The 20,585-nt window shown below is 64.3% G+C and carries 15 protein-coding genes; 9 read left to right on the top strand and 6 right to left on the bottom strand.

The genetic code is table 11. From position 1 onward, the window contains the following. Nucleotides 1-67 precede the first annotated feature (67 nt). The 3 genes from UB31_RS42170 to UB31_RS14815 all read right to left on the bottom strand — a co-directional run bounded on the left by UB31_RS42170 (nucleotide 68) and on the right by UB31_RS14815 (nucleotide 3,826). A complete protein-coding gene (locus UB31_RS42170) occupies nucleotides 68-1,216 on the bottom strand; it encodes a GNAT family N-acetyltransferase (protein WP_045011345.1) in 1,149 nt (382 codons plus the stop codon). A gap of 150 nt (nucleotides 1,217-1,366) precedes the next feature. Next, complete coding sequence (locus UB31_RS14820) at nucleotides 1,367-2,719, bottom strand: O-antigen ligase family protein (protein WP_045011344.1); 1,353 nt, start codon at nucleotides 2,717-2,719, stop codon at nucleotides 1,367-1,369. Nucleotides 2,720-2,758: 39 nt separating this feature from the next. Continuing rightward, nucleotides 2,759-3,826, bottom strand: a complete 1,068-nt coding sequence (locus tag UB31_RS14815) for a glycosyltransferase (protein WP_045011440.1) — start codon at nucleotides 3,824-3,826, stop codon at nucleotides 2,759-2,761. Nucleotides 3,827-4,064: 238 nt separating this feature from the next. Here UB31_RS14815 and UB31_RS14810 point away from each other — a divergent pair, with 238 nt between their 5' ends. Then, nucleotides 4,065-5,036: a glycosyltransferase gene (locus UB31_RS14810; protein ID WP_502691257.1), complete on the top strand. Its 972-nt coding sequence runs from the start codon at nucleotides 4,065-4,067 to the stop codon at nucleotides 5,034-5,036. Between the two features lie 18 nt (nucleotides 5,037-5,054). Here UB31_RS14810 and UB31_RS14805 read toward each other — a convergent pair whose 3' ends face one another. Next, the gene (locus UB31_RS14805; protein ID WP_045011342.1) at nucleotides 5,055-6,083 is read right to left on the bottom strand and encodes a glycosyltransferase family 2 protein; all 1,029 of its coding nucleotides are present in this window, start codon (nucleotides 6,081-6,083) and stop codon (nucleotides 5,055-5,057) included. A gap of 420 nt (nucleotides 6,084-6,503) precedes the next feature. Here UB31_RS14805 and UB31_RS14800 point away from each other — a divergent pair, with 420 nt between their 5' ends. From UB31_RS14800 to UB31_RS14780, 5 genes are all read left to right on the top strand, one after another. Further along, on the top strand, nucleotides 6,504-7,292 hold the full coding sequence (locus tag UB31_RS14800) for a class I SAM-dependent methyltransferase (RefSeq protein WP_045011341.1): 789 nt from the start codon (nucleotides 6,504-6,506) through the stop codon (nucleotides 7,290-7,292). 297 nt (nucleotides 7,293-7,589) lie between these two features. Next, on the top strand, nucleotides 7,590-9,872 hold the full coding sequence (locus tag UB31_RS14795) for a GumC family protein (RefSeq protein WP_045011439.1): 2,283 nt from the start codon (nucleotides 7,590-7,592) through the stop codon (nucleotides 9,870-9,872). Next, nucleotides 9,865-10,671, top strand: coding sequence for a WecB/TagA/CpsF family glycosyltransferase (locus UB31_RS14790; protein WP_045003939.1), 807 nt, complete (start codon nucleotides 9,865-9,867; stop codon nucleotides 10,669-10,671). The genes UB31_RS14795 and UB31_RS14790 overlap by 8 nt, the downstream gene beginning before the upstream one ends. 17 nt (nucleotides 10,672-10,688) lie before the next feature. Beyond that, the gene (gene galE / locus UB31_RS14785; protein WP_045011340.1) at nucleotides 10,689-11,681 is read left to right on the top strand and encodes a UDP-glucose 4-epimerase GalE; all 993 of its coding nucleotides are present in this window, start codon (nucleotides 10,689-10,691) and stop codon (nucleotides 11,679-11,681) included. Nucleotides 11,682-11,903: 222 nt separating this feature from the next. Beyond that, nucleotides 11,904-12,245: a hypothetical protein gene (locus tag UB31_RS14780; RefSeq protein ID WP_045011339.1), complete on the top strand. Its 342-nt coding sequence runs from the start codon at nucleotides 11,904-11,906 to the stop codon at nucleotides 12,243-12,245. Here UB31_RS14780 and UB31_RS14775 read toward each other — a convergent pair. Further along, nucleotides 12,219-16,334 (bottom strand): bifunctional diguanylate cyclase/phosphodiesterase, encoded by a 4,116-nt coding sequence (locus UB31_RS14775; protein ID WP_045011338.1) that lies wholly within the window; start codon nucleotides 16,332-16,334, stop codon nucleotides 12,219-12,221. The two genes, UB31_RS14780 and UB31_RS14775, sit on opposite strands and share 27 nt — an antisense overlap. Before the next feature lie 306 nt (nucleotides 16,335-16,640). Between UB31_RS14775 and UB31_RS14770 the strand changes: the two genes are divergently transcribed. The 3 genes from UB31_RS14770 to UB31_RS14760 are packed head-to-tail and all read left to right on the top strand — an operon-like array spanning nucleotide 16,641 to nucleotide 19,880. Beyond that, nucleotides 16,641-17,693 (top strand): Ldh family oxidoreductase, encoded by a 1,053-nt coding sequence (locus UB31_RS14770; protein ID WP_045011337.1) that lies wholly within the window; start codon nucleotides 16,641-16,643, stop codon nucleotides 17,691-17,693. Between the two features lie 18 nt (nucleotides 17,694-17,711). Continuing rightward, nucleotides 17,712-19,079 carry an LLM class flavin-dependent oxidoreductase gene (locus tag UB31_RS14765; RefSeq protein WP_045011336.1) on the top strand — a complete coding sequence of 456 codons (1,368 nt, stop codon included), beginning with the start codon at nucleotides 17,712-17,714 and terminating at the stop codon, nucleotides 19,077-19,079. Nucleotides 19,080-19,094: 15 nt separating this feature from the next. Next, nucleotides 19,095-19,880, top strand: coding sequence for a fumarylacetoacetate hydrolase family protein (locus UB31_RS14760; RefSeq protein WP_045011335.1), 786 nt, complete (start codon nucleotides 19,095-19,097; stop codon nucleotides 19,878-19,880). Between the two features lie 115 nt (nucleotides 19,881-19,995). On the opposite strand, the gene UB31_RS14755 is transcribed toward UB31_RS14760, so the two are convergent. Further along, entirely contained in the window at nucleotides 19,996-20,451 is a 456-nt protein-coding gene (locus UB31_RS14755) for an Lrp/AsnC family transcriptional regulator (RefSeq protein WP_045011334.1), read from the bottom strand. Nucleotides 20,452-20,585 lie beyond the last annotated feature (134 nt).

The raw sequence follows: 20,585 nt of genomic DNA, 5'->3' as shown, positions 1-20,585 counted from the left end.
GCGGAGGCAACGATAGCACAACGATTGCGACATGCGAGTAACCGCTGCAACCAGGGCGCCGCGCGCTTTAACGCGCGCCCTTGCCCATCGCGCGTGCGGCAAAGGCCGCGAGCTTCGGATGGCGGCGCAGGCCCTGCGCGGCATGGTCGCGCAGCACGTAAGGCAGCCCGCGCCAGGACAGCGCGACACTGACATCGGTCAGCGGGACCGGCTCGGCGCCGAAGCGGCGCTTGTAGTCGTGGTTGCCGATGCTGAGATCGAAGCGCCGCACGCCCTGTTCATGCAGCGCCGCCATGGTGCGCTCGGTCACGAGCAGCCCCGGCGAGCAACTCGCCCACGGCTTGCCGGCATGACCGATGCGCAACAGAAAATAGGTCGCGCCGTATCTGACGCCGAGCGTGGTGGCGACGATGCCGTCGTCGCAGACGAGCGCCGAGACGATCGCATAACCTTCCGCGACCCCCTGCCGCACCACGTCGCGGTAGAAGCTGGCGTGCGCATCGTCGTTGAGGACAAACCGCGAGCCGAGCTTCTGCATGCGCTCCTGCTGCTGGACATCCATCACGTCGAGAAGCTCGTGCGCGCGGGCGGCATCCGTGGCGATCTCGAACCGCGCGCCGGCATGGCGGCCGAACACGCGCCAGCAGCGCGGCATCTGCATCCGCTTGATCGACGCCTGGTAGTCCGCATAGTCGTCGCCCGTCAGCACGAGGTTGCCGTTGAGCGAGCAGGATCCGGGACGGCCAAGCGCCAGCAGCGGGTTCGGCTTGCCGCCGACATGGGCCGGCATCTTCTTCAGGCGCAGCACGTCGAAGCGATCGGGCAGAGCGCGCAAGCCATCGACCAGCGCAGCGCTGATCGCCTCCGCACCGGCCGTGTCGGACGTGGCGTCACAGGCCAGGATCGGCGCGTTGTTGTCGGAGACCCCGAGATCGGCAAACTCGACGACGCGGATGCCGCGCCTGGTGTGGCTGATCATCGGCACTACCGCGATGTCCTTGCCGGTCGTGGCATCGGAGATCACGGCGATCAACGGCGGGACGCCGTGAAACGCCTCGTACCAGGCGTCGAGCCAGTAACCATGCTGGAAAGCGGTGCGATGGCCCGCGTTCAGGCGCAACGCGGCCCGTCGCCAGTCACGCATGAAATCGACTGAGATTCCCGACGTGCTGGAGGACACCCGATCGTTTAGTTGCTCGAGGCTGACAAACGCCATTCGCGGGGCATACAGTTACTGAACATTTCCAGATAGATTATGTTTTGTCGCAGACCACAAGTTACGTCGCTGCTTATCGTTACCGATACCGTCACTGCGCGCACAATGTCTCTCATGTCCCGATTTGGAACGCGCGACTGCGACAAGCTGTCAGCGATCGGGTTCCATCTGCGCGATGCATTGGAACCTGGCTAGGAAATGCAGTCCCGCGACAGCAAGCGCGAACATGAACCAGACCGGATTCTGCCGTTCGAGCAGGAAGGTCTCGGTCGTCCCGAAATACAGGCCGAACAGCCAGATGGTCAGGAACAGCTTGCCCAGCGCATTGCTGCGGTTGTGCGCCTGGGTCGCCTGGAAATTGCGGAGTGGCGCAAGAACGAAGATCAGGATGACGAGCAGCAGGCCCGGCAGGCCGATGGTGATGGCGAGATCGAGATAGCTGTTGTGGCTGTGCGCCGCGGAGACCGCCCATTCGGCGCCCTTGGCGGTCTGCCGCTCGCTGACGTCGTCCCAGAACGCCGCATAGCCGTGGCCGATGATCGGCTTTTCCGCCACGGCCGAGAGCGCAAACTCCCAGATGTCGGAGCGGCCGGTAAAGGTCGGATCGACCGGCAGCACCCGCGTGATGGACGACAGCGCGGGGCTTGCGACGCTGCCGACCGTCAACAGGTTCATCACGATCAGGGGCGCAAAGCAGATGATCCGCTTCAGCCACAGGCTCCGCGTGACGTAGACCAGCGACGCCAGGGCGTAGATGGCGAGACACAGCACCGACGATGTCTTGCCGCCGGTGAAGATGAGGAAGATGCCGGCAAGGACCGCGATCGCAGGTCCCATCACGAAGGAGCCGACGGCGCTGAGGTAAATGCCGACATAGACCAAAATGGTCATCACCGGCGAAGCGCCGTTCTTGTGGCCAAAAGTGCCTCGCCAGTCGCCGGCAAGCATCGGCTCGGCGATATCGAGCGCGGTGTGGATCGCATATTGCGGGGCGAGGACCACGCCGAGATAGCACAGCACCAGCAGCACGAGCGCGGCGCCGCCGAGGCACAAATTGAAGCTCCGCTGCGTCGGCGGCAGCAGCGGCAGGAGCACCGCGAGCGAGGTCACGCTGGCGGCGAGCACGAATCGCTGGATCGAGACCTCGCGGCTCTCGGAGAAGACGACATTGATCAGCATCCAGCCGACGAAGCAGAGATGCAGCGGGGTGACGAGGGTCTTCAGCGAGGGTGCATCGGTGGCGAGAGCGAACAGCACCGCGACTGCGGCCAACAGGCCGAAGGTGATGTAGTCCAGCGCCATGCGTCCGCTGCCGACGATGGCGACGTCCTCGCTGCGCAGATCTGGGAAGGGATTGAGCGTCACCAGCACCAGCAGCAGGGCCACCATCGCGACCAGGCAGCGCGCCATCTGCATAACGTTCAGCGTCGCAAGCTCGTGACGGATTGCGTGTCCGAACGATCGGGCCTCGACGTCAGTCATGTCTGCGGCGCTGCGATCCATGCCTCAAGGCCGATATGGGACGGTAGGGACGTCCCGGGTCTAACCCATCCCCGTTAACCATCCGTCAACCACCATGCCGGAGGCGGCAGGCACCTTCTGCTGCCGCGCCACGCTGCGCGCGATTTCGTAATATTGCAGCGCGCGCCGTTCCAGCGTGAGATTGTCCAGCACATAGCCACGCGGATCGAATTTGCCTGCGGCACATCCGGCCCAGAAATCCCCCCAGCGCGCTTCGAAGCCGGTGCAGTCGGCGAACTTGATGCCGCAGCGGTCGTCCCAATAGGGCACCGAGGACACCGGCGCGAACTGGACGCGATGTGGATAGTAGTCGGGATCCCGCCAGGGGCCGCCGGGATCCCAGGCGAACACCGGCACGCCGCAGGACAGGGCCTGCTGATAGGCAATGCCCTGGCTCTCGTTCTGGCACAGGAAGATCATCGCGTGCGAACGCGCCAGCGCCACCTGATAGTCTTCCTCCTTGTAGCTGCCGTAGCGCAGCTCGGTGAACGAGCGGCCCTCCTCGATGAGCCGTGCGCGGATTGGCTCGATCAGCTCCGGCACATAGCGATCGCGATCCCAACTGACCTTGTCGTAGATGAGGACGTCGACGGTCTTTTGCGACGGACGCGACGGCGCCCAGAGATCGGTATCGATGCCGGTCGGCCAGACCTCGGTGTCGGGCCAATACGGCCGGTACATGTCGGCGTACCACGGGCCCGGCACCACGACCTTCTTCACCGGAAGCCGCTTGAACAGGTCGGGATCGTCGAGCGGATGATTATGGGCGGCGACCCCGAGCAGGATCGGGTTCTTCCATGCGAACTTGTCGAGCAGGAAGATGCGGCCGATGATGCAGGCGACTTCCTCGGGATGCCGCGCGATGTAGCTGTAGTCGTTGACGCGGTAGCGAATGCCGAGCCGGTCGAGCCCTGCACAGAGATTGAGGAACACGCGAAGTTGTCCGCTCATGCGCGGCTCGCCGAACAGCATGCGTCGCGCCATGCGCCGCAGATGCCGGTCGCCGGGAAACCAGCGATCGTCCTTGTCCTCGTAGAAGAGGTTCAGAACCATGGCGTCGGGATCGTAGTCGAATGTCTTTGCGGGCACTGGGTCCATCCGCGGCAATCAGGTCTACATTCTCGCATGAGACCGGCTGTCGCACCTCTTCAAAGCTGCGACAGACTTAACGTCACAGGCTTAACGCTAATCTACGAAACCGCGGTCGCTCCGGCCTTCGCAGCAACGATTTGACGGTTATGCGGGTATCATCCGCGTCAGCCAGGACTGCGGATTGCCGGCTTCGACAAGCAGCCTGGTTAACAGATCATTAAAGACGAGCCACCGTTTGACCGTAGCCGATGCCATGCTCGAAGCACCGACCGCCGCGCTCACGGCGACGGACGCGCGCGCGACGCCGCCTGTGGTTTCCGTCGTCATCCCGGCCAAGAATGCGGCGGCCTATATCGGCGAAGCCATCGACAGCGCGCTGACGCAGAATGGCGTCGACGAAATTATCGTCGTGGACGACGGCTCGAGCGACGACACCATCGCACTCGTGCAGGCCATCCGCGATCCGCGGCTGCGCCTGATGATGAATGATGCCGCTGGCGTCTCGGCCGCACGAAACCTCGGCGCACGAAGCGCGCGCGGCGACTGGCTGATCTTCCTCGATGCCGACGACCGCCTGCGGCCGGACGCAGTGACGACGCTGCTGGCGGCAGCCGAGGCCGCGCCGCACGCGATCCTCGTCTATGGTGACTACAACACGATCGACAGTGCGGGCCGGCCGATCGGCCGGCGCGGTCTCCTGAAGGGACGCCGCAAGCCGTCAGGCAACGTGCTCGAGCGGCTCGCCAGCGGCAACTTCATCGTCAATGGCGGCATCATGCTGGTGCGCACTGATGCGTTCCGGGCAACCGGCGGCTTCGACGTCTCGCTTCAATATTGCGAGGACTGGCATTGCTGGTGCCGCCTCGCCGCGCTCGGCGAGTTCGCATTCGTGCCGAAACTTCTGCTCGACTATCGCCTGCACACGGCCAACACCATGAATGCAGCGGTGCGGACGCCGCAGGATTTCTTCCCGGCGGTCACGCGCATCTTCAGCGATGACTTGATCCTGACCAAGCTGCCCGCCGACGCCGTGCCCCGGCTGCGGCAGGCGGCCGAAATTCATCTCGTGACCTATTCGGCGACACAGGCGGTCCGCTTCGGCAGGTATCGCGACGCCCTCGCCTATCTCGGCATGGTCGCGCGGCGATCGCTCAAAGCGACACCGCGGTCCGCGATCAAGATCGCCCTGTCCTATTTCGGAATCTAGCCGCCCGACGTTAGCGCGTCAGGAGACGATCTTCGAGGCTTCATAGGGCTTTGGCTCGACGCCGAATGCCGCGAACGCAGCACCAAGCGCGACCATCATGGGATGCATCGCGATAACGGCTTTCGACGATGTCAGCAGGCGAGCCGAACGAACCAGCGACAGCGGCAGCCGTCCGATCATCTGGGCAAACACCCGCGCCCGCGCCGCCGCACTTTGCGCGGCCTTGGACTGCACGCGATAATTGATCGCACCGATGCGCAGGCCACGCTTTGCGATCCAACTGAAGCTGGTGCGGTTTTGCGGCACGGTCTCGGTGATGACGGCCTCCGCCGTCCAGTGGAATGTCATGCCGGCATTGCGGCAGCGCGTGAAGAAGTCGCAGTCGCCGCCGCCGAGGAAATTGAAGCGGAGATCGAAGGCGGGCTTGCCCAGCCGATCGAATGCAGCGCGCGTGATCAGACAGTTGCCGCAGCCATAGATCTGCGGCACCGCGCCGGTGTAGTCGTAGGCCGGACAGAAGGCAGGATGACGCGAAAGCCAGGGCTGGCTGCCATCGTCGAACACCGGCAGCACCGGTCCACCGACCACGTCGGCACCAGTTGCCTCCGCGGTGCGAACCATCAGCTCCAGCCAGTCGGGCGAGGCGATCTCGTCGTCATCGATCATCAGGAAGCGGGTCGCGGCGGGAAACAGCGCCTGCGCCGTCTCGAACGCGGCGTTGATTGCGTGGCAATTGCCCTGCTGCTTCTCGACCAGGCAGACGCCCTGGAGCTTGCCGGTGACGAGAAACTCCGCTGCAACTGGTGCGCTCTCACGCCCGGCTGCGTCGTTTTCGACCATGACCACCGCGAAGGAGCGCGGGGTGCGCTGGCTGGCGAGCGAGTCCAACGTCAGCCGCAGATGCTGCGGGCGGCGGAAGCAGGGAATGCAGACGACGATGCCGACCGACAGGTCGATGACGCGCGAGCTCGCGGCGATCTCACGGTTGGGATCGCACACGGCATCCGAGATCCGGCTGGCGGTGAGGTCTGTCGGGATCAGCGTCATGACGATCTAGATGCCTGAGATATGTTGAAAAGGCCTTTCGCCGAAAAAGGCTTTGCGCCGGTTGCATGGATCGGCGCCGTCTCGCAACGGCACAGTGCTGCGACGCAAATGTCCCGAAATGGGCGGCCGGCTTCGGCGGCAAAGCCGCGCCATGCGCCAGTGTTCCGACAATGCAGACGTCCCATCATGCGCTTAACCGCTTTTGCGTGTTTTCCCGTCGAATTTCTTCACGTGTGATACTGCAATTCGTGGTCCAACGCGCCAGCGACGGCACGATGTAGCGATGCTTTAGTTAACGCATGGACGCATTAACCCAGCCGTAAGCACCGTGACCGGTGACACCCAGCGGCATCAGATTTGCTCCTCGGAGATGCGGGATTATTCCTGTAAATTTGAGTCGAACATGTGCGGTCGAAAAACATGAGCAAGCCAGCCACGATCGATTTCGCGACAGCCCGGACTCAGGCTCCGGTACAGACCCAGGCGCTGCGTGACCTGGTCGCCGGCGAAGCCCGTGACAGCCTGCTTGCCATCCACGAGGCCTTGCGCCGCGAGCTGCCGCAAGGTCCCCTCGCGATCTACGAGGCCGGCGGCGGCTCGTCGAGCTTCCTGCCCATGGACGTGCTCGGCCGCAGCCATGTCACTGTCGTCGACATCGACGAAGACCAGATCCGCAACAACGCTTACGCGCAGGAAGCGATCCTCGGCGACGTGCAGACCTATCGCTTCGGCCCGGACACCTTCGACATCGTGATCTGCTACAACGTGATCGAGCATCTGCCCGACGTCGCGGTGGCGCTTCTGAACTTCCGCGATGCGCTCAAGCGCGGCGGGATGATCCTGATCGGTGCCCCCAATCCGCGCTCACTGTCCGGCGTCGTCACCAAATACTCGCCGCACTGGTTCCATGTCTGGTTCTACCGGAACATCCGCGGCATCAAGACCGCCGGCCTGCCCGGAGAGGCGCCGTTCCCGACCGTCTTCCATCCGTTGGTGACACTGTCGAAACTCGAGGCGTTTGCCGCCGCCAACGGCCTGGAAACGATCTATCGCCGCGAGGTCGAGAGCCCGCGCTATCCCGAGATGCGCCAGCGCAAGCGGTTGGTCGCCGCCCTCGTCGACACCGGCGCCGCGGTGCTGAACGCCGTGCTCCCGCGCGGCACCGACGTCCGCCGCGGCGACTATCACGTCATCCTGCGGAAGCGCTAATGGCCCTGCGCGTGCAGCCCGGCCGTCACGCTACGAGGCCGGACGCGCGCATGCCGGGCGGCATGCACGGTAACGATTCGTTAATCATCGAGGGATCGGCGCATCGAAAGCGTCACAACGACGCGGCCAACCGCAGCGTGCACTTAAACGCTTTGTTTGCCATTTCGGTGAATAGTCCCTCAGTGAGTATGGTTAATTTTCCCTGTTGCGTTGATTGGGCACCTATATCCCGGGTGCGTGGCGTAGAGCGAAGAGTAGCCCCTCAGCCCGCGGTAGTTGGAATGGAAGCTGGGGATCATGCTTGACTATAGCCAGCCGATAGACCGGAGCAGGTCGGAGGCCCCGCAGCAGCGGAGGTCCGAGGCCAGCTTCAACGTGCTGGAGCTCGTCAGCCTGCTGTGGCGGCGCAAGATCGCGATTGCCGCCGCGGCCCTGATCGGCGCGTGCCTTGCCGTCACCATCGGCAAGAGCCTGACGCCCCGCTACACCGCGACCGCCCAGCTCTATGTCGATCCGCGCGAGCTCCAGCTCGTCGATCGCGAGCTCACGCCGCGCGCGCAGGACCTCTCCGGCATGTCCATGATGGTGGAGAGCCAGGCACGCCTGATCACCTCCAACAGCGTGCTGCTGCGGGTCATCGAGCAGGCCAATCTCGACAAGGATCCCGAATTCGGCGGCGGTGACGGCAAGAGCGCGATGTCCTCGCTGCTCGGCCTGATCGGCCTCCAACCCCGCGCGCCCTCCGCCGCGGACGTCAAGGACGTGCAGCTTGCGGCGCTCGACGCGCTGAACAGGCACATCACCATCCGCAAGACCGAGAAGAGCTTTATCGTCGACATCGAGGTCTGGTCGACCGATCCGGCAAGAGCGGCGATGCTCGCCAACACGCTGACCAACGCCTACCTCACCGAGTCCCGCAACTCGCAGGCTCTGGCCGCCCGGCGCGCCACCAGCGAATTGTCCGGCCGGCTGAAGGAGCTGCGCGAACGGCTGCGCAACGCCGAGACCGTGCTTGCCACCTATAAGGCCCAGAACAATTTCGTCGGCACCCAGGACGCGCTGATCAGCGACCAGCAGCTCTCCTCCAGTAACCAGCGGCTTTCCGCGGCCCGCGCGGCGACGATGGATGCGCAGGCGCGGCTCGACCAGATCGAGGCGAGCCGGCGCACGGCGGCGGATGCCGGTGCGAATGCCGAGGTTCTGCAATCACCGACGATTGCAAACCTGCGCGCGCAATATGCCGATGCCCGCAAGAAATATGCGGAGCAGACCGCCGAGCTTGGGCCGCGGCACCCGGCGCTGCGTCAGACCGAGAAGCAGGTCGAGGATATCAAACGCGTCATCAGCGAGGAGGTCGATCGCTTCGCCCAGTCGGCCAAGAACGACCTGACGCGCGCCCGCGACTTTGAAGCCTCGCTCAACCGGGCGCTGGAGGCGCAGAAGCGGCAAAGCGTCCAGCTCAGCCAGGCCGCCGTGCGCCTGCGCGAGCTCGAGCGCGAGGTCGATGCCAGCCGCGACGTCTACCAGTCCTTCTTCAAGCGCTCGCGCGAGACCGAGGAGCAGGAGACGCTCAACACCTCGGCGACCCGCGTCATCGGCGAAGCCACCGTGCCGCAGCGGCGCTCGTTCCCGCCGGCGATGAGCTTGTTCGCCATGATCGGCTTCGTCTTCGGTGGGCTCGCGGCCGCCTGCTGGTTTGTCGCGGCCGAGCATCTGTTCGTCGGCGCGACCGCCCCCGAACCGAGCCGCCGCGAGCGCACGCCGGAGCCGGAAGTATCGAGGACGCGACCGGAAACCGCCGCACCTCCTCCGCCGCTTTCTCTGGTCGAAAAGCCGCTGATCGCCCGCCTCCAGGAGGCCGACGTCATCCGCACGCTCGGCGCCATTCTCGCCACCGGCGGCGGTGTCGACCTCACCCGACTGGGCTGGCCGACACTGCGCCCCGGATTTCCGCTGACGACGCTGCTCAACGCCTTGCGCGACATGCGCGCCGCGGTGGCACGGCGCGCCGGCGGCAAGGCGATGCCGGTGATCGCCTTGGTCGGCGCCGGCGAGACCGTCGGGCGCAGCGTGACCGCGCTGAACTTTGCGCTTGCGGCGGCGCGCGACGGCAGCCGCGTGCTGATGATCGACGCCGACCATCAGGCGCACACGATCTCGAACAAGGTCAATCGCCCCGGCAAGAGCGAGCCGGGCAAGCTCGGCTGGCTCTCGATCGGCAGCAACGCCGCGCGCGAGATCAAGACCGTCAACGGCATCTCCGTGCTGCCGGCGGCCGAGAGCGATGCGGGCAAGGCAACGGACGCCATCCGCAAGGCAATCGCACAGGCGCGCTCTGCCGGCGGCTATGATCTCGTCATTCTCGACGGCCCGGCGATGCCGTTCTCGGCCGCCGGCCGCAAGCTGCTCGACAGTGCCGATGCGCTGGTGGCGGTGCTGCCGACCAGCCTCGACATCAACGACAGCATGGAAGAAATCTTGACCGCGCTGGGCGGCGCCGAGCGCAAGCTCGTCGGCGTGATGCTCGACGAGCTCACTCCCGCAGCCCAAATGCGCCAGCGAGGCAAACAATATGCTTGAGCGCCGCGTCAATCCTGAAGGGCGGGCCGCAACCGCCGAGGTGCCACGGATCACCGTCGGCGGCCTTCGCATGGCCGCGCTCGACCTGGAAGCCACTGCCGATTTCATGATCGAGGCCACCGACCCGCGTCATCGCATCGGCCGCCCGCTGTACCTGACCTCGGCCAACGGCGAGGTGCTGGCACGCTGCTCGACCGAGCCGCAGACCGAGCGCCTGTTCCGCGCCGCCGATTTGATCAACGCCGACGGCCAGCCGCTTGTGGCGGCCTCAAAACTGCAATCCTGGTTTCCGCTGCCGGAACGCGTCGCGACCACGGACCTGTTCCATATCGTCGCGCGCAAGGCGGAAGCTGCCGGCCGCTCCTTCTACATGCTCGGCGCCAGCGAGGAGGAGAACGCCACGGCTGTCAAGAAAGTCCAGAACCTGTATCCGAAGCTCAAGATCGTCGGATACAGCCATGGCTATCTCCGTGGCGACGCGTTGCGCGCCAAGGTCGAGGAGATCAATGCGTTGGCGCCTGACTATCTCTGGGTTGCACTCGGCGTTCCCTCCGAGCAGGCCTTCGTCGAGGAATACACGCCGCTGCTGACCAATGTTGGCGTCATCAAGACGTCCGGCGGCCTGTTCAATTTTTTATCGGGAAGCCGCTCTCGCGCGCCGCAATGGATGCAGAAGCTCGGGCTGGAATGGGCCTGGCGCACCTGGCTGGAGCCGCGGCGCTTGTTCTGGCGCTATTTGACCACTAACCCCCGCGCGATCTATCTTCTCTTCAGCCGCAACCGGCCCTTCAATCGCTGAGAAGAGTAGAACACGACATGACTGACCGACCGACTGTCCTCGTCACAGGGGGTGCAGGCTATATTGGATCGCACGCCTGCCGCGCCCTGGCCGCAGCCGGTTACCAGCCCGTCGTTTATGACAATCTCTCGACAGGCCATCGCAGCTTCGTTGCCGGGGAGATGGTGACCGGCGACCTGCTCGACGGCGCGACGCTGGCGCGCGCCTTTGCCGACCACAAGGTTACGGCGGTGATGCACTTCGCGGCCGCGAGCCTCGTCGGCGAGTCCATGACCGATCCGCAGAAATACTACATCAACAACGTGCAGGGCACGTTGTCGCTGTTGCAGGCGATGCGCAACGCAGGCTGCCGGCGCATCGTGTTCTCCTCGACCGGCGCGGTCTACGGCAACGCCGATTCCAAAGAACTGCCGGAGGATTTTCCCTGCGCGCCGATCAATCCCTATGGTGCGTCGAAATGGATGATCGAGCGTATGCTCACCGATTACCGCGCGGCCTATGGTTTCGGCGCGTTCTGCCTGCGCTATTTCAATGCCAGCGGCGCCGATCCGGCCGGCGGCATCGGCGAGCTGCGTGACAACGAGACGCATCTCATTCCCCGCGCGATGATGGCGTTGCAGGGCCATGTCGACTTCGCCGTGTTCGGCGACGATTACGACACCCCCGACGGCACCGCGATCCGCGACTACATCCATGTCACCGATCTCGCCGCGGCGCATGTCGCGGCACTGAAGCTGCTGGAACAGGGACACGCCGGCGGCAGCTTCAATCTCGGCACCGGCTCCGGCTTTTCGGTGCGCGAGATCCTGACCGCGATCAGGCAGGAGACCGGGCGTGAGGTGCCGCACACCATCAAGCCGCGCCGCGCCGGCGATCCCACTTATCTCGTCGCCGACGCCTCCGCCGCGCGAAAAGTACTGAACTTCGTGCCGCGCCATTCCGACCTGCCGACCGTGATCCGCACCGCCTGGGCCTGGCACCAGAAGGCGCATCCGCTGAGGTCGCGCTAGGCACCCGTATTACGACTTGCCGGTCAGGCCCCTGAGGGGCTAAAGAGGTTGTCACAGTCGGCGCCGGCGAATGTCCCGAGCGCCGCATGTTGCTCTTACGGCCGCCGATGGAAGCGGCACGTGTAGCTCAGCCAATAGCGCGAGCCGATTCTTCACAGCGAAGGCCACGATCTAATCCGCGCGCGGCCTGCTTTCAGGCGCGGCCCAAGGAGCACGGAGCGAATGCATCAGGCCGCAAGCCTGCAATTCGAGCGCGTGATGGACGAGCTCGTCCTCTGGCATGCCGTGCCCGAGGACGAACGCTCGCCGGCGCCGGCCTGGTGGTGGGGACCCGCGATGGCCGTGTGCGACGCGCAAGAGCCGATGCGACACGCATGGTGTTGTGAGCTGGGCCTGGGCGACGGCTCGAGCTTTGCCGAAGGTACGCATGCCCTTCTCACGCTATTCGCCGAGCAAACCTCGCCGACCTGGCCGGATGATTTTCCGCGCAAGGCGGAGATCAAGGAAGACGACGTTCGTGAGTTGCTCCCGCAACCGTCAGACGACAGCGCGTTTCAGCCGTAGCGCCACGGCTTCGTTGACGGCCGGATCCGTCTCCGGCTGGAGCGGCGGAGCGACCGGCAGCACCATCGGCCGCAGCAGCTCGGCCATCTGCCGCGCCGGCACCGGCTTGGAGATCAGGAAGCCCTGCATCTCGTCGCAGCCATGGGTGCGCAGGAACGCCTCCTGCTCGGCGTTCTCGACGCCCTCGGCGACCACGGTCATGCCGAGCGCCTTGCCCATGCTGATGATCGCCTGCGCGATCGCCTGATCCTCCGAATCCTGCGGCAGGTCGCGCACGAAGGAGCGGTCGATCTTGATCGTGTCGATCGGGAAATGCTTCATCAGCGACATCGACGAATAGCCGGTGCCGAAATCGTCGATGGCCAAGCGAATGCCGCGGCTCTGAATGGCGTCGAGTACCTTGAGCGCACGTCCGACATTGCGCATCATCATGCTCTCGGTGACTTCGAGCTGGAGCAGCACCGGCGACATGCCGGAGGCCGCCAGCGCCTCGTCGACGTCTTGCAACAAATGCTCGTCGACAAACTGCCGCGGCGACAGGTTGACCGCCATCGACACCGGCAACAGGCCACGTCGCTGCCAGGCCATGGCCTGCGCGCAGGCCTCCTTCACCACCCAGCGGCCGATCGGCACAATCAGGCCGGTTTCCTCGGCGAGCGGGATGAACTGCGCCGGCGAGATGCTGCCGAGATCGGGATGCGTCCAGCGCAATAGCGCTTCCACGCCGGTGATCTGGCCGGTCGCCATGTCCACCTTGGGCTGATAGTTCAGCGAGAACTGCTCGCGCTCGAGCGCCCGGCGCAGTGCGCTCTCGAGCGACAGCCGCTCGATCGACTGCGTCGTCACTTCCTTGGAGAAGAAACGATAGCCGTTCTTGCCATCTTCCTTGGCGAGATACATCGCCATGTCGGCGTTCTTGGTCAGCGTCTGCGCGTCGGCGCCGTTGGCGGGATACATCGCGATGCCGATCGAAGCCGTACTGTGGCACTCGTGGCCGGCCAGTTCCATGGGCTTGCCGAGCGCCGCGAGCAGTTCGGTCGAGATGCGCTGGACGTCGTCGATCTCGCCGCACTGGTCGAGGATCACCACGAACTCGTCACCGCCCAGCCGCGCCACCACATCGCTCGCCCGCAGCGCGCTACGCAACCTGTTCGCCACTTCGAGCAGGAGCAGATCGCCGGCCTCATGGCCGAGCGAATCGTTGATGACCTTGAAGCGGTCGAGATCGATGAACAGCACCGCAAAGCGGTGGTCATGGCGCTCTGCGATGTCGATCGCCTCGCGCAAGAGACTGCTGAAGGTCTCGCGGTTCGGCAAATTGGTCAGGCTGTCGTGCGAGGCGAGATATTCGATGCGCTCGTCGGCCTTTTTCTTCTCGTCGGCCCGATCGAAATTCTCCATCGCGAAGGAGACGTTGCCGGCAAGACGCTGCAACAGCTCGACGAACTCGTCCGTAAAAGTGTCCTGCTCGGTCGACATGTAGATCATCACGCCGACGGACTCATCATGTGTGACCAGCGGGAACGCCGCACCGGAGCGCGCGCCGTCGCTTTGAAGGACGGAATGGAAGGCGCTGACGCGGCGGTCGTTGACATAATCGTTGCTGATGCAGGGCTGGCGGGTGCGGAAGGCCGTGCCGCTCATGCCGCGGCCCTCGGGCCGATCAGCGTCAATGGAGAGACGCACGTTCCTTGTGGTCTCGGCGGACGGCCCGGCCGCCGCGACGATCTCGAGCTGATCGCTATCATCCCTGGCGAGCGCAATGGTCGTCGAAGTGAACTTGCCGCCGGTGGACGCGGCCTGGCACACGAGGTCGAACAATTCGGTGCGCGACTTGGCCCGGACGATCGCTTCGTTGGTAGCGCTGAGCGCCGCGAACATGCGCGTCAGGCGTTCCTTCTGCGCTTCGGTGCGGGCCTTTTCCTCGGCCCGCTCGAAGTTGTCGAGCGCAAACGACACGTTTTCCGCGAGGCGTCCGAGCAGCTCCACGAGATCAGGCGTGAATGTGTGCTCCTCGGGAGCCAGGAACAACAGGACGCCGCGGGGCTCGCCGTGGGAGCGCATGAGCGGAAAGCTCGCAGCCGCATGCGTACCGTCTTCCGTCGCCTTGGTGCGCCAATGCTCGGATCTCGGGTCGCTGAGATAGTCGTTCATGACGCAGGGCTGCCGGGAACGCAGCGACGTTCCGATGATTCCCTGCCCTTCGGGATGGTCGGCGGAAATGACGCAGGTCCGTCCGACCATGCGATCATGCATGCGCCCCTTTGCCGCGACGACGCGGACGATCTCGCCGTCCGGGTCCATAATTGCGATGGTCGCCGAGGCGAACATGTCGCCCAGCACGGAGGCCTCGCATGCGGCCTCGAACAGCTCATCCCGCGTCTTGGCACGCATGATGGCTTCATTGGTCGCGCTCAGCGCCTCGAACATGCCGCTCAGCCGGCTTCGCTGCTTGTCGGCTCTGGCCTTCTCCACCGCGCGGTCGAAATTCGCCAGCGCAAAGGCCACGTTCGCCTGCAATCGCTGCAGGAGCTCGACGAATTCGGGGGTGAAAGTATCGCGCTGGAACGAGTGGAACAGGAAGGCGCCCTCGATCCGGTCGCCGTTGAAGAGCGGCAAGGCCGCCGCCGATGCGATGCCGTCCCGACGCGCGCCTTCGCGCCACGGCTTCATGCGCTTGTCGGCCCACAAATCGTTGCTGACGCAGGGCTGCCGCGTGCGGAATGCGGTGCCGGTCAATCCCCGTCCTTCCGGAACCTTGTCGGTCGTCGCAAGCTTGAAGCGAAGCACCTGCTCCTTGTTCGGACCATAGCAGGCAACCACGTGGAGCAGCTCGGCATCGTGATCGACCAGCGCAATCGACGTCGATGCGAACTTGGCGCCCTCGACCGTCGCCTCGCACACCAAGTCGAACAGTTCGCTGCGCGAGCGCGCCCGCAGGATGGCTTCGTTGGTGGCGCTGAGCGCCGCATACATGCGCGCGAGGCGATCCTCCTCCTCGGCGATCCTGGCCTTTTCCGTTTCGCGGTCAAAGTTCTCGAGCGCGAAGGAGACGTTCTCCGTCATGCGAAGCAGCAGCGCGACGACCTCCTCGTCGTTCGCCCATGACTTGCTGACGAATGAGAACAGCACACCGACGCTGGTCCCGCGTTTGACCAGCGGCGCGACCATGCAAGCCACCGCACCGGCATCGACGTTCGCCTGCTCCCACGCCGTTCCCTTGATTCGATTGACGAGGTCGTCCTCGACGATCAGTCTCTGCGTCCGGAAGACCTCGCCGACAATACCTGTGCCGTGGGGATTCTCCGGGTCGATCGAATAGCGCGCTTGTCTGATCAGGTCGAGGTTCTGTCCGGTCGCGGCGACCGGCCTCAGCCAGTGCGAGTCCGGTTCGAGCAGCAGAACGAAAGTGGCAAGCGACTTGGCGCAGTAGACCGCGGCATCGCAGACGCGCTGGCACAATTCCAGTTCGGTCTTGGCGTGCAGAATGGCCTCGTTGGTCGCGCTGATGGCGCCGAACATGCGGTTCAGCCGCCGCGTCGCGCGTTCACCGACCTGGCGCGCCGTTTCGCGCGTGAAATTGTCCAGCGCGTAGGAGATGTTCGCCGACATACGCTCGAACAGCGACACCATCTGCTCGTTCAACGAGCCGGCCTCACTGCGGGTCACGAACAGCACGCCGACGCTCTCGCCATTGCAGAGCAGCGGCAGCGCCGCCGCCGCGCCGATATGAGCCTTCGCCGCGCCCTCGCGCCACGCCAGCGAGCGCAGGTCGTTCAAATAGTCATTGCTGATGCAAAGCGTCTGGCTGCGAAACGCCTCGCCGCCGACGCCCGCGCCTTCCGGCGTGCCGGCTTCAACGGTGATCTCGATCGCGCTCAGCCGCGCCACGTCCTCGCCGCAACCGGCGGCAAAGCGCAGCCGACGGCCGTCCGGCTCCACCAGGAACACGGCAACCGCCATGAAGTCCCCGCTCGCAAACCCGGCGTCGCAGACCTTTTGGTACAGCTCGTCCGGCGATTTCGCGTAGAGGATCGCTTCGTTGATGGCACTCAACGCTGCAAAGGTGCGCGCGAGGGTCGTCTGCACGATCTCAACTCCCGGGCATTTCTGCCGTTTTATCCCGGGTCGCGTTATGAACGGTGATCGCCTAAGTGGTCGTTATTGCGTGGTGGAAACCGCCGATCACAGTGAACGAGCTGCGAACGACAGACCAAAAACTGTCGGGAATCCCGCCGCGCGGCATGCCAGGACGCATGGTCGTCCGACGAAAGGCGCGTTCTGTTTACGAATTTGCAGCCCTGTATTGGTTTACGGGAGATTGATATCGGCGCGGGGCTTTGAGACGATGGCTCCCAACAACGTCCATCAAGGGCGATGACCTGAGGGAACGCCATGCCGATCGTCAAGGCCGACCGCCTCACGCGCGTCAGCGCTGCACTGCTCCGCGCAGCCGGAGCTTCCGAGGAAGAAGCCGACGCGGTCGCCGTCGGTTGCGTCAACGCCAATCTCGCAGGCCACGACTCCCACGGCGTGATCGCGGTTTCCACCTATATCGACCGTATCAAGGCCGGACACATCGTTCCCGGCGCCAAATGGTCCATCGTCCAGGAATCGCCGACCACGACCGTCATCGACGGCCATTGGGGGTTCGGCTTCCATGTCAACGCCAAGGCGATGGCGCTGACGATCGAGAAGGCGAAGACGGCGAACGTCGCCGCCTGCACCGTGTTCCGGCAAAGCCATGTGGGCCGCCTCGCCGCCTATCCACTGATGGCGATGCGCGAAGGCATGATCGGGATCGCGACGGCGGACTCCGGCCGTTCGCCGAAGCACGTGGCGCCGTTCGGCGGCAAGGAGGCCCGGCTCGGCACCAACCCGATCTCGATCGCGGTGCCGTCCGATCTCGAATCGCCGTTCTATCTGGACATGGCGACATCGGCGGTTGCGGCCGGCAAGATCCAGCTCGCGGTCGCCCGCGGCGAGGAGATTCCCACCGGATGGATCATCGATGCCGAGGGACGGCACACCACCGACCCGACCCAATACCGCAAGGGCGGCGCGCTGCTGCCGCTTGGCGGCACCGAAGGCTACAAGGGCAGCGGCCTGGCCGCGATGGTCGAGGTGCTCTGCGGCCTGCTCACCGGGCTCGGCTTCGGGGTCGAGCCGACCGGCCGGCACAATGACGGCTGCTTCATGGCGGTGTTCAACGTCGCGGCGTTCTGCCCGCTGAAGGAATTCAAGCGCGAGGTCACCGAATTCGCGCATTATCTGAAATCAACGCCGCCGTCCGAGGGCAGCAAGGGCGTCTACTATCCCGGCGAGATCGAGGGCGTGCGCGAGCAGCAACGTCTGCGCGACGGCATCGAGATCGAGGATGCGACCTGGGAGAAGTTGCGCTCGCTGGCGCGTGAGTACAGGCTCGAAACAATCCTCGATCTGGCCTGATGGAATTTGGAGAACAGCATGACGCGGCAGATGGTACTGGTCGGCTTCCTTCAGGCGCAAAACTGCACCAATCTGCCGAGCTCCTGGCGGCATCCTGACTCGCGCGACGATTCGATGTCGGCGGACTATTATCAGGAGATCGCGAAAATCCTCGAAGCCGGCAAGTTTCACATGGCCTTCTTCGACGACCGCCTGGCGATGCCCGACCGCTACGGCAACGACCACGCCCACACCGTCGAATACGGCATCCGCTGCGTGAAGATGGATCCGCTGATCGTGCTCACCACGATGGGCCTGGTTACCGACAAGCTCGGGTTAGGGGCAACCTGCTCGACCACCTATTACGAGCCGTTCGACGTCGCCCGCCGCTTTGCCACGCTCGATCTGATGTCGGGCGGGCGCGCAGGCTGGAACGTCGTCACCTCGCTGAACGACGGCGAAGCGCTGAACATGGGACGGGATTCGCATCCCGAACATGATTCCCGCTACGACAAGGCCGACGAATTCATGGAGGTCGTGCTCGGCCATTGGGACACCTGGGAAGATGGCGCGCTCATCATGGACAAAAAGAGCGGCCGCTTTGCCGATCCGGCCAAGGTGAAGCGGCTCGATCACAAGGGCCCGGCCTTCAAGTCGCGTGGACCCTTCACCGTGCCCCGCTCTGATCAGGGCCATCCCGTGATCATCCAGGCCGGCGCGTCGGGCCGCGGCCAGCGCTTCGCCGGGCGCTGGGGCGAAGTGATTTTTACCGCCGCGCGCAACCTCGCGGCGGCGAAAGAAGGCTATTCCGCCGTGCGCAACGAGGCCGCCAAAGCCGGCCGCGATCCCGATCAAATGCGCCTTTGCAATTTGACGACGCCGGTCTGCGGCGCGACCAAGGCGGAAGCCGAGGATAAGATGGCGCTGATCAACAAGCTGCCGCTCCAGATTGACGCGCTGTCGCTGCTCGCCGAAGCGCTCAACTATGATTTTGCCTCCAAGGACCTCGACGAGCCGCTGACGACGGAAGAACTTAAGAGCATGCAGGGCATTTTGGGCATCCGCGACGGCGTACTGAAGAATTCAGGCAAGAGCAATCCGAGCGCGCGCGACTTCGTCACCTTCTCCGGCCGCGGCCAGGTGCAGGACGCGATGGTCGGCGGCCCCAAGGAGATCGCGGACAAGCTCGAAGAGATGTTCGTCGAGCGCGGCTGCGACGGTTTTGTCATCGCCGCGACCTATGTGCCCGGCTCCTACGCCGACTTCGTGCAACACGTCGTGCCGGAATTGCAGCGCCGCGGCTTGTTCCAGAAGGACTATCGCGGCAAGACGCTGCGCGAAAATATTGGCCTGAAACGGCCGAGCGCAGGCGCGTGGAAAGTGCAGCCGCGTGATGCCGCGGAATAACGACGAGGACACGACATGCGCTGGCTGAAATTCACCACTTCGAGCAAGACCTCCTGGGGCATCGTCGAGGGCGACCAGGTGATCGCGGTCGACGGCGACCCATTTGGCGAATGGCGACGCAGCTCGCGCACACATCCGCTGTCACAGGTGAAGATCGAGCTACCGTTGATCCCGCGCACCTTCTACTGCGTCGGCTTGAACTACCTGAAGCACCTGAAGGAGGCCGCCGACAAGCGCGGCGAAGTGCCGGCCGTGCCCGACAGGCCCGAGATCGGCTATCGCGCCCAGAACGCGCTGATCGCGCATGACGAGGACGTCGTGATCCCGTCCTTCGCGACCGAGAAGGTCCACTATGAGGGCGAGCTTGCCGTCGTCGTCGGCAAGAAGGTGAAGCATCTCACAGAAGCCAACGCGATGGATTGCGTGTTCGGCTACACCATCGGCAACGATGTCAGCGAGCGCAGCTGGCAGAAGGCCGATCGCAGCCTGTGGCGCTCGAAGAATGCCGACACGTTCAAGCCGATGGGACCATGGATCGAGACCGAGGCTGATCTTGCGAAGATGGAGACCGTCGTCCGGGTCAACGGCAAGGAAACCAACCGCTTCCACACCAACGACATGATCTTTGGGGTGGTACCGTTCCTGGTCGAGCTGACCAAGTATTTCACGCTATGGCCGGGCGACGTGATCTGGATGGGCACCGACGGCGCCTCGCCGGACATCAGTCATGGCGATGTCGTGGAGATTGACATCACAGGTGTCGGCACGCTGCGGAACAGGTTTGTGCGGGAGAGGCAGTAGTTGTCGCTGCCGTAGGGTGGGCAAAGCGAAGCGTGCCCACCGCTTTCGCAAATCGAGGCAAGATGATGGGCACGGCGCTACGCGCCTTTGCCCACCCTACAGCACTTCCCGTGTCTTAAAACGGCAGCGCCACACTGGTCTTGATCTCCTTCAGCACCACGTTGCTGCGGACATAGCGGATGCCGGGAATGCGGAACATGAACTCGTCCAAAAACCTGTTGTAGGCCGCCATGTCCTGCACGACGACGCGCAAGTGATAATCCGCATCACCTGTCGTCGCAAAACACTCCAGCACCTCGCGGCGTTTGGTGACCCGGGACACAAACTCGTCGACGAATTTGGCGTCATGCCGCTCCAGCGAGACATGGAGGATAGCCGACATCGTAAAGCCCGCCTGCTCGCGCGCAACCACCGCGGCATAGCCCCGGATGACGCCAGTCTCCTCGAGCGCGCGCACCCGGCGCCAACAGGCGGAGGTGGACATGCCGACCTCGTCGGCAAGCTGCTGGTTGGTGGCGCGGCCGTCCTTCTGGAGATAAGCGAGAATCCGCGCGTCCTGGTCTTCAATCATGAAATCCCCTCAATCCGATAGAATGTACCGCATAACGAACATATACGCAAAATTCTACCGAAATTTCGCTTATGTCGGGATGAATAGGTAAGACCTACCAGCGCCCGCGGCCTAACCTTCGCCTATTCGGCAGG

Source organism: Bradyrhizobium sp. LTSP849, assembly GCF_000938255.1.
In the GTDB taxonomy this organism is placed as follows: domain Bacteria; phylum Pseudomonadota; class Alphaproteobacteria; order Rhizobiales; family Xanthobacteraceae; genus Bradyrhizobium.
The sequence above is the reverse complement of the archived record's forward strand: the minus strand, read 5'-3'. Positions and strand labels throughout refer to the sequence as shown.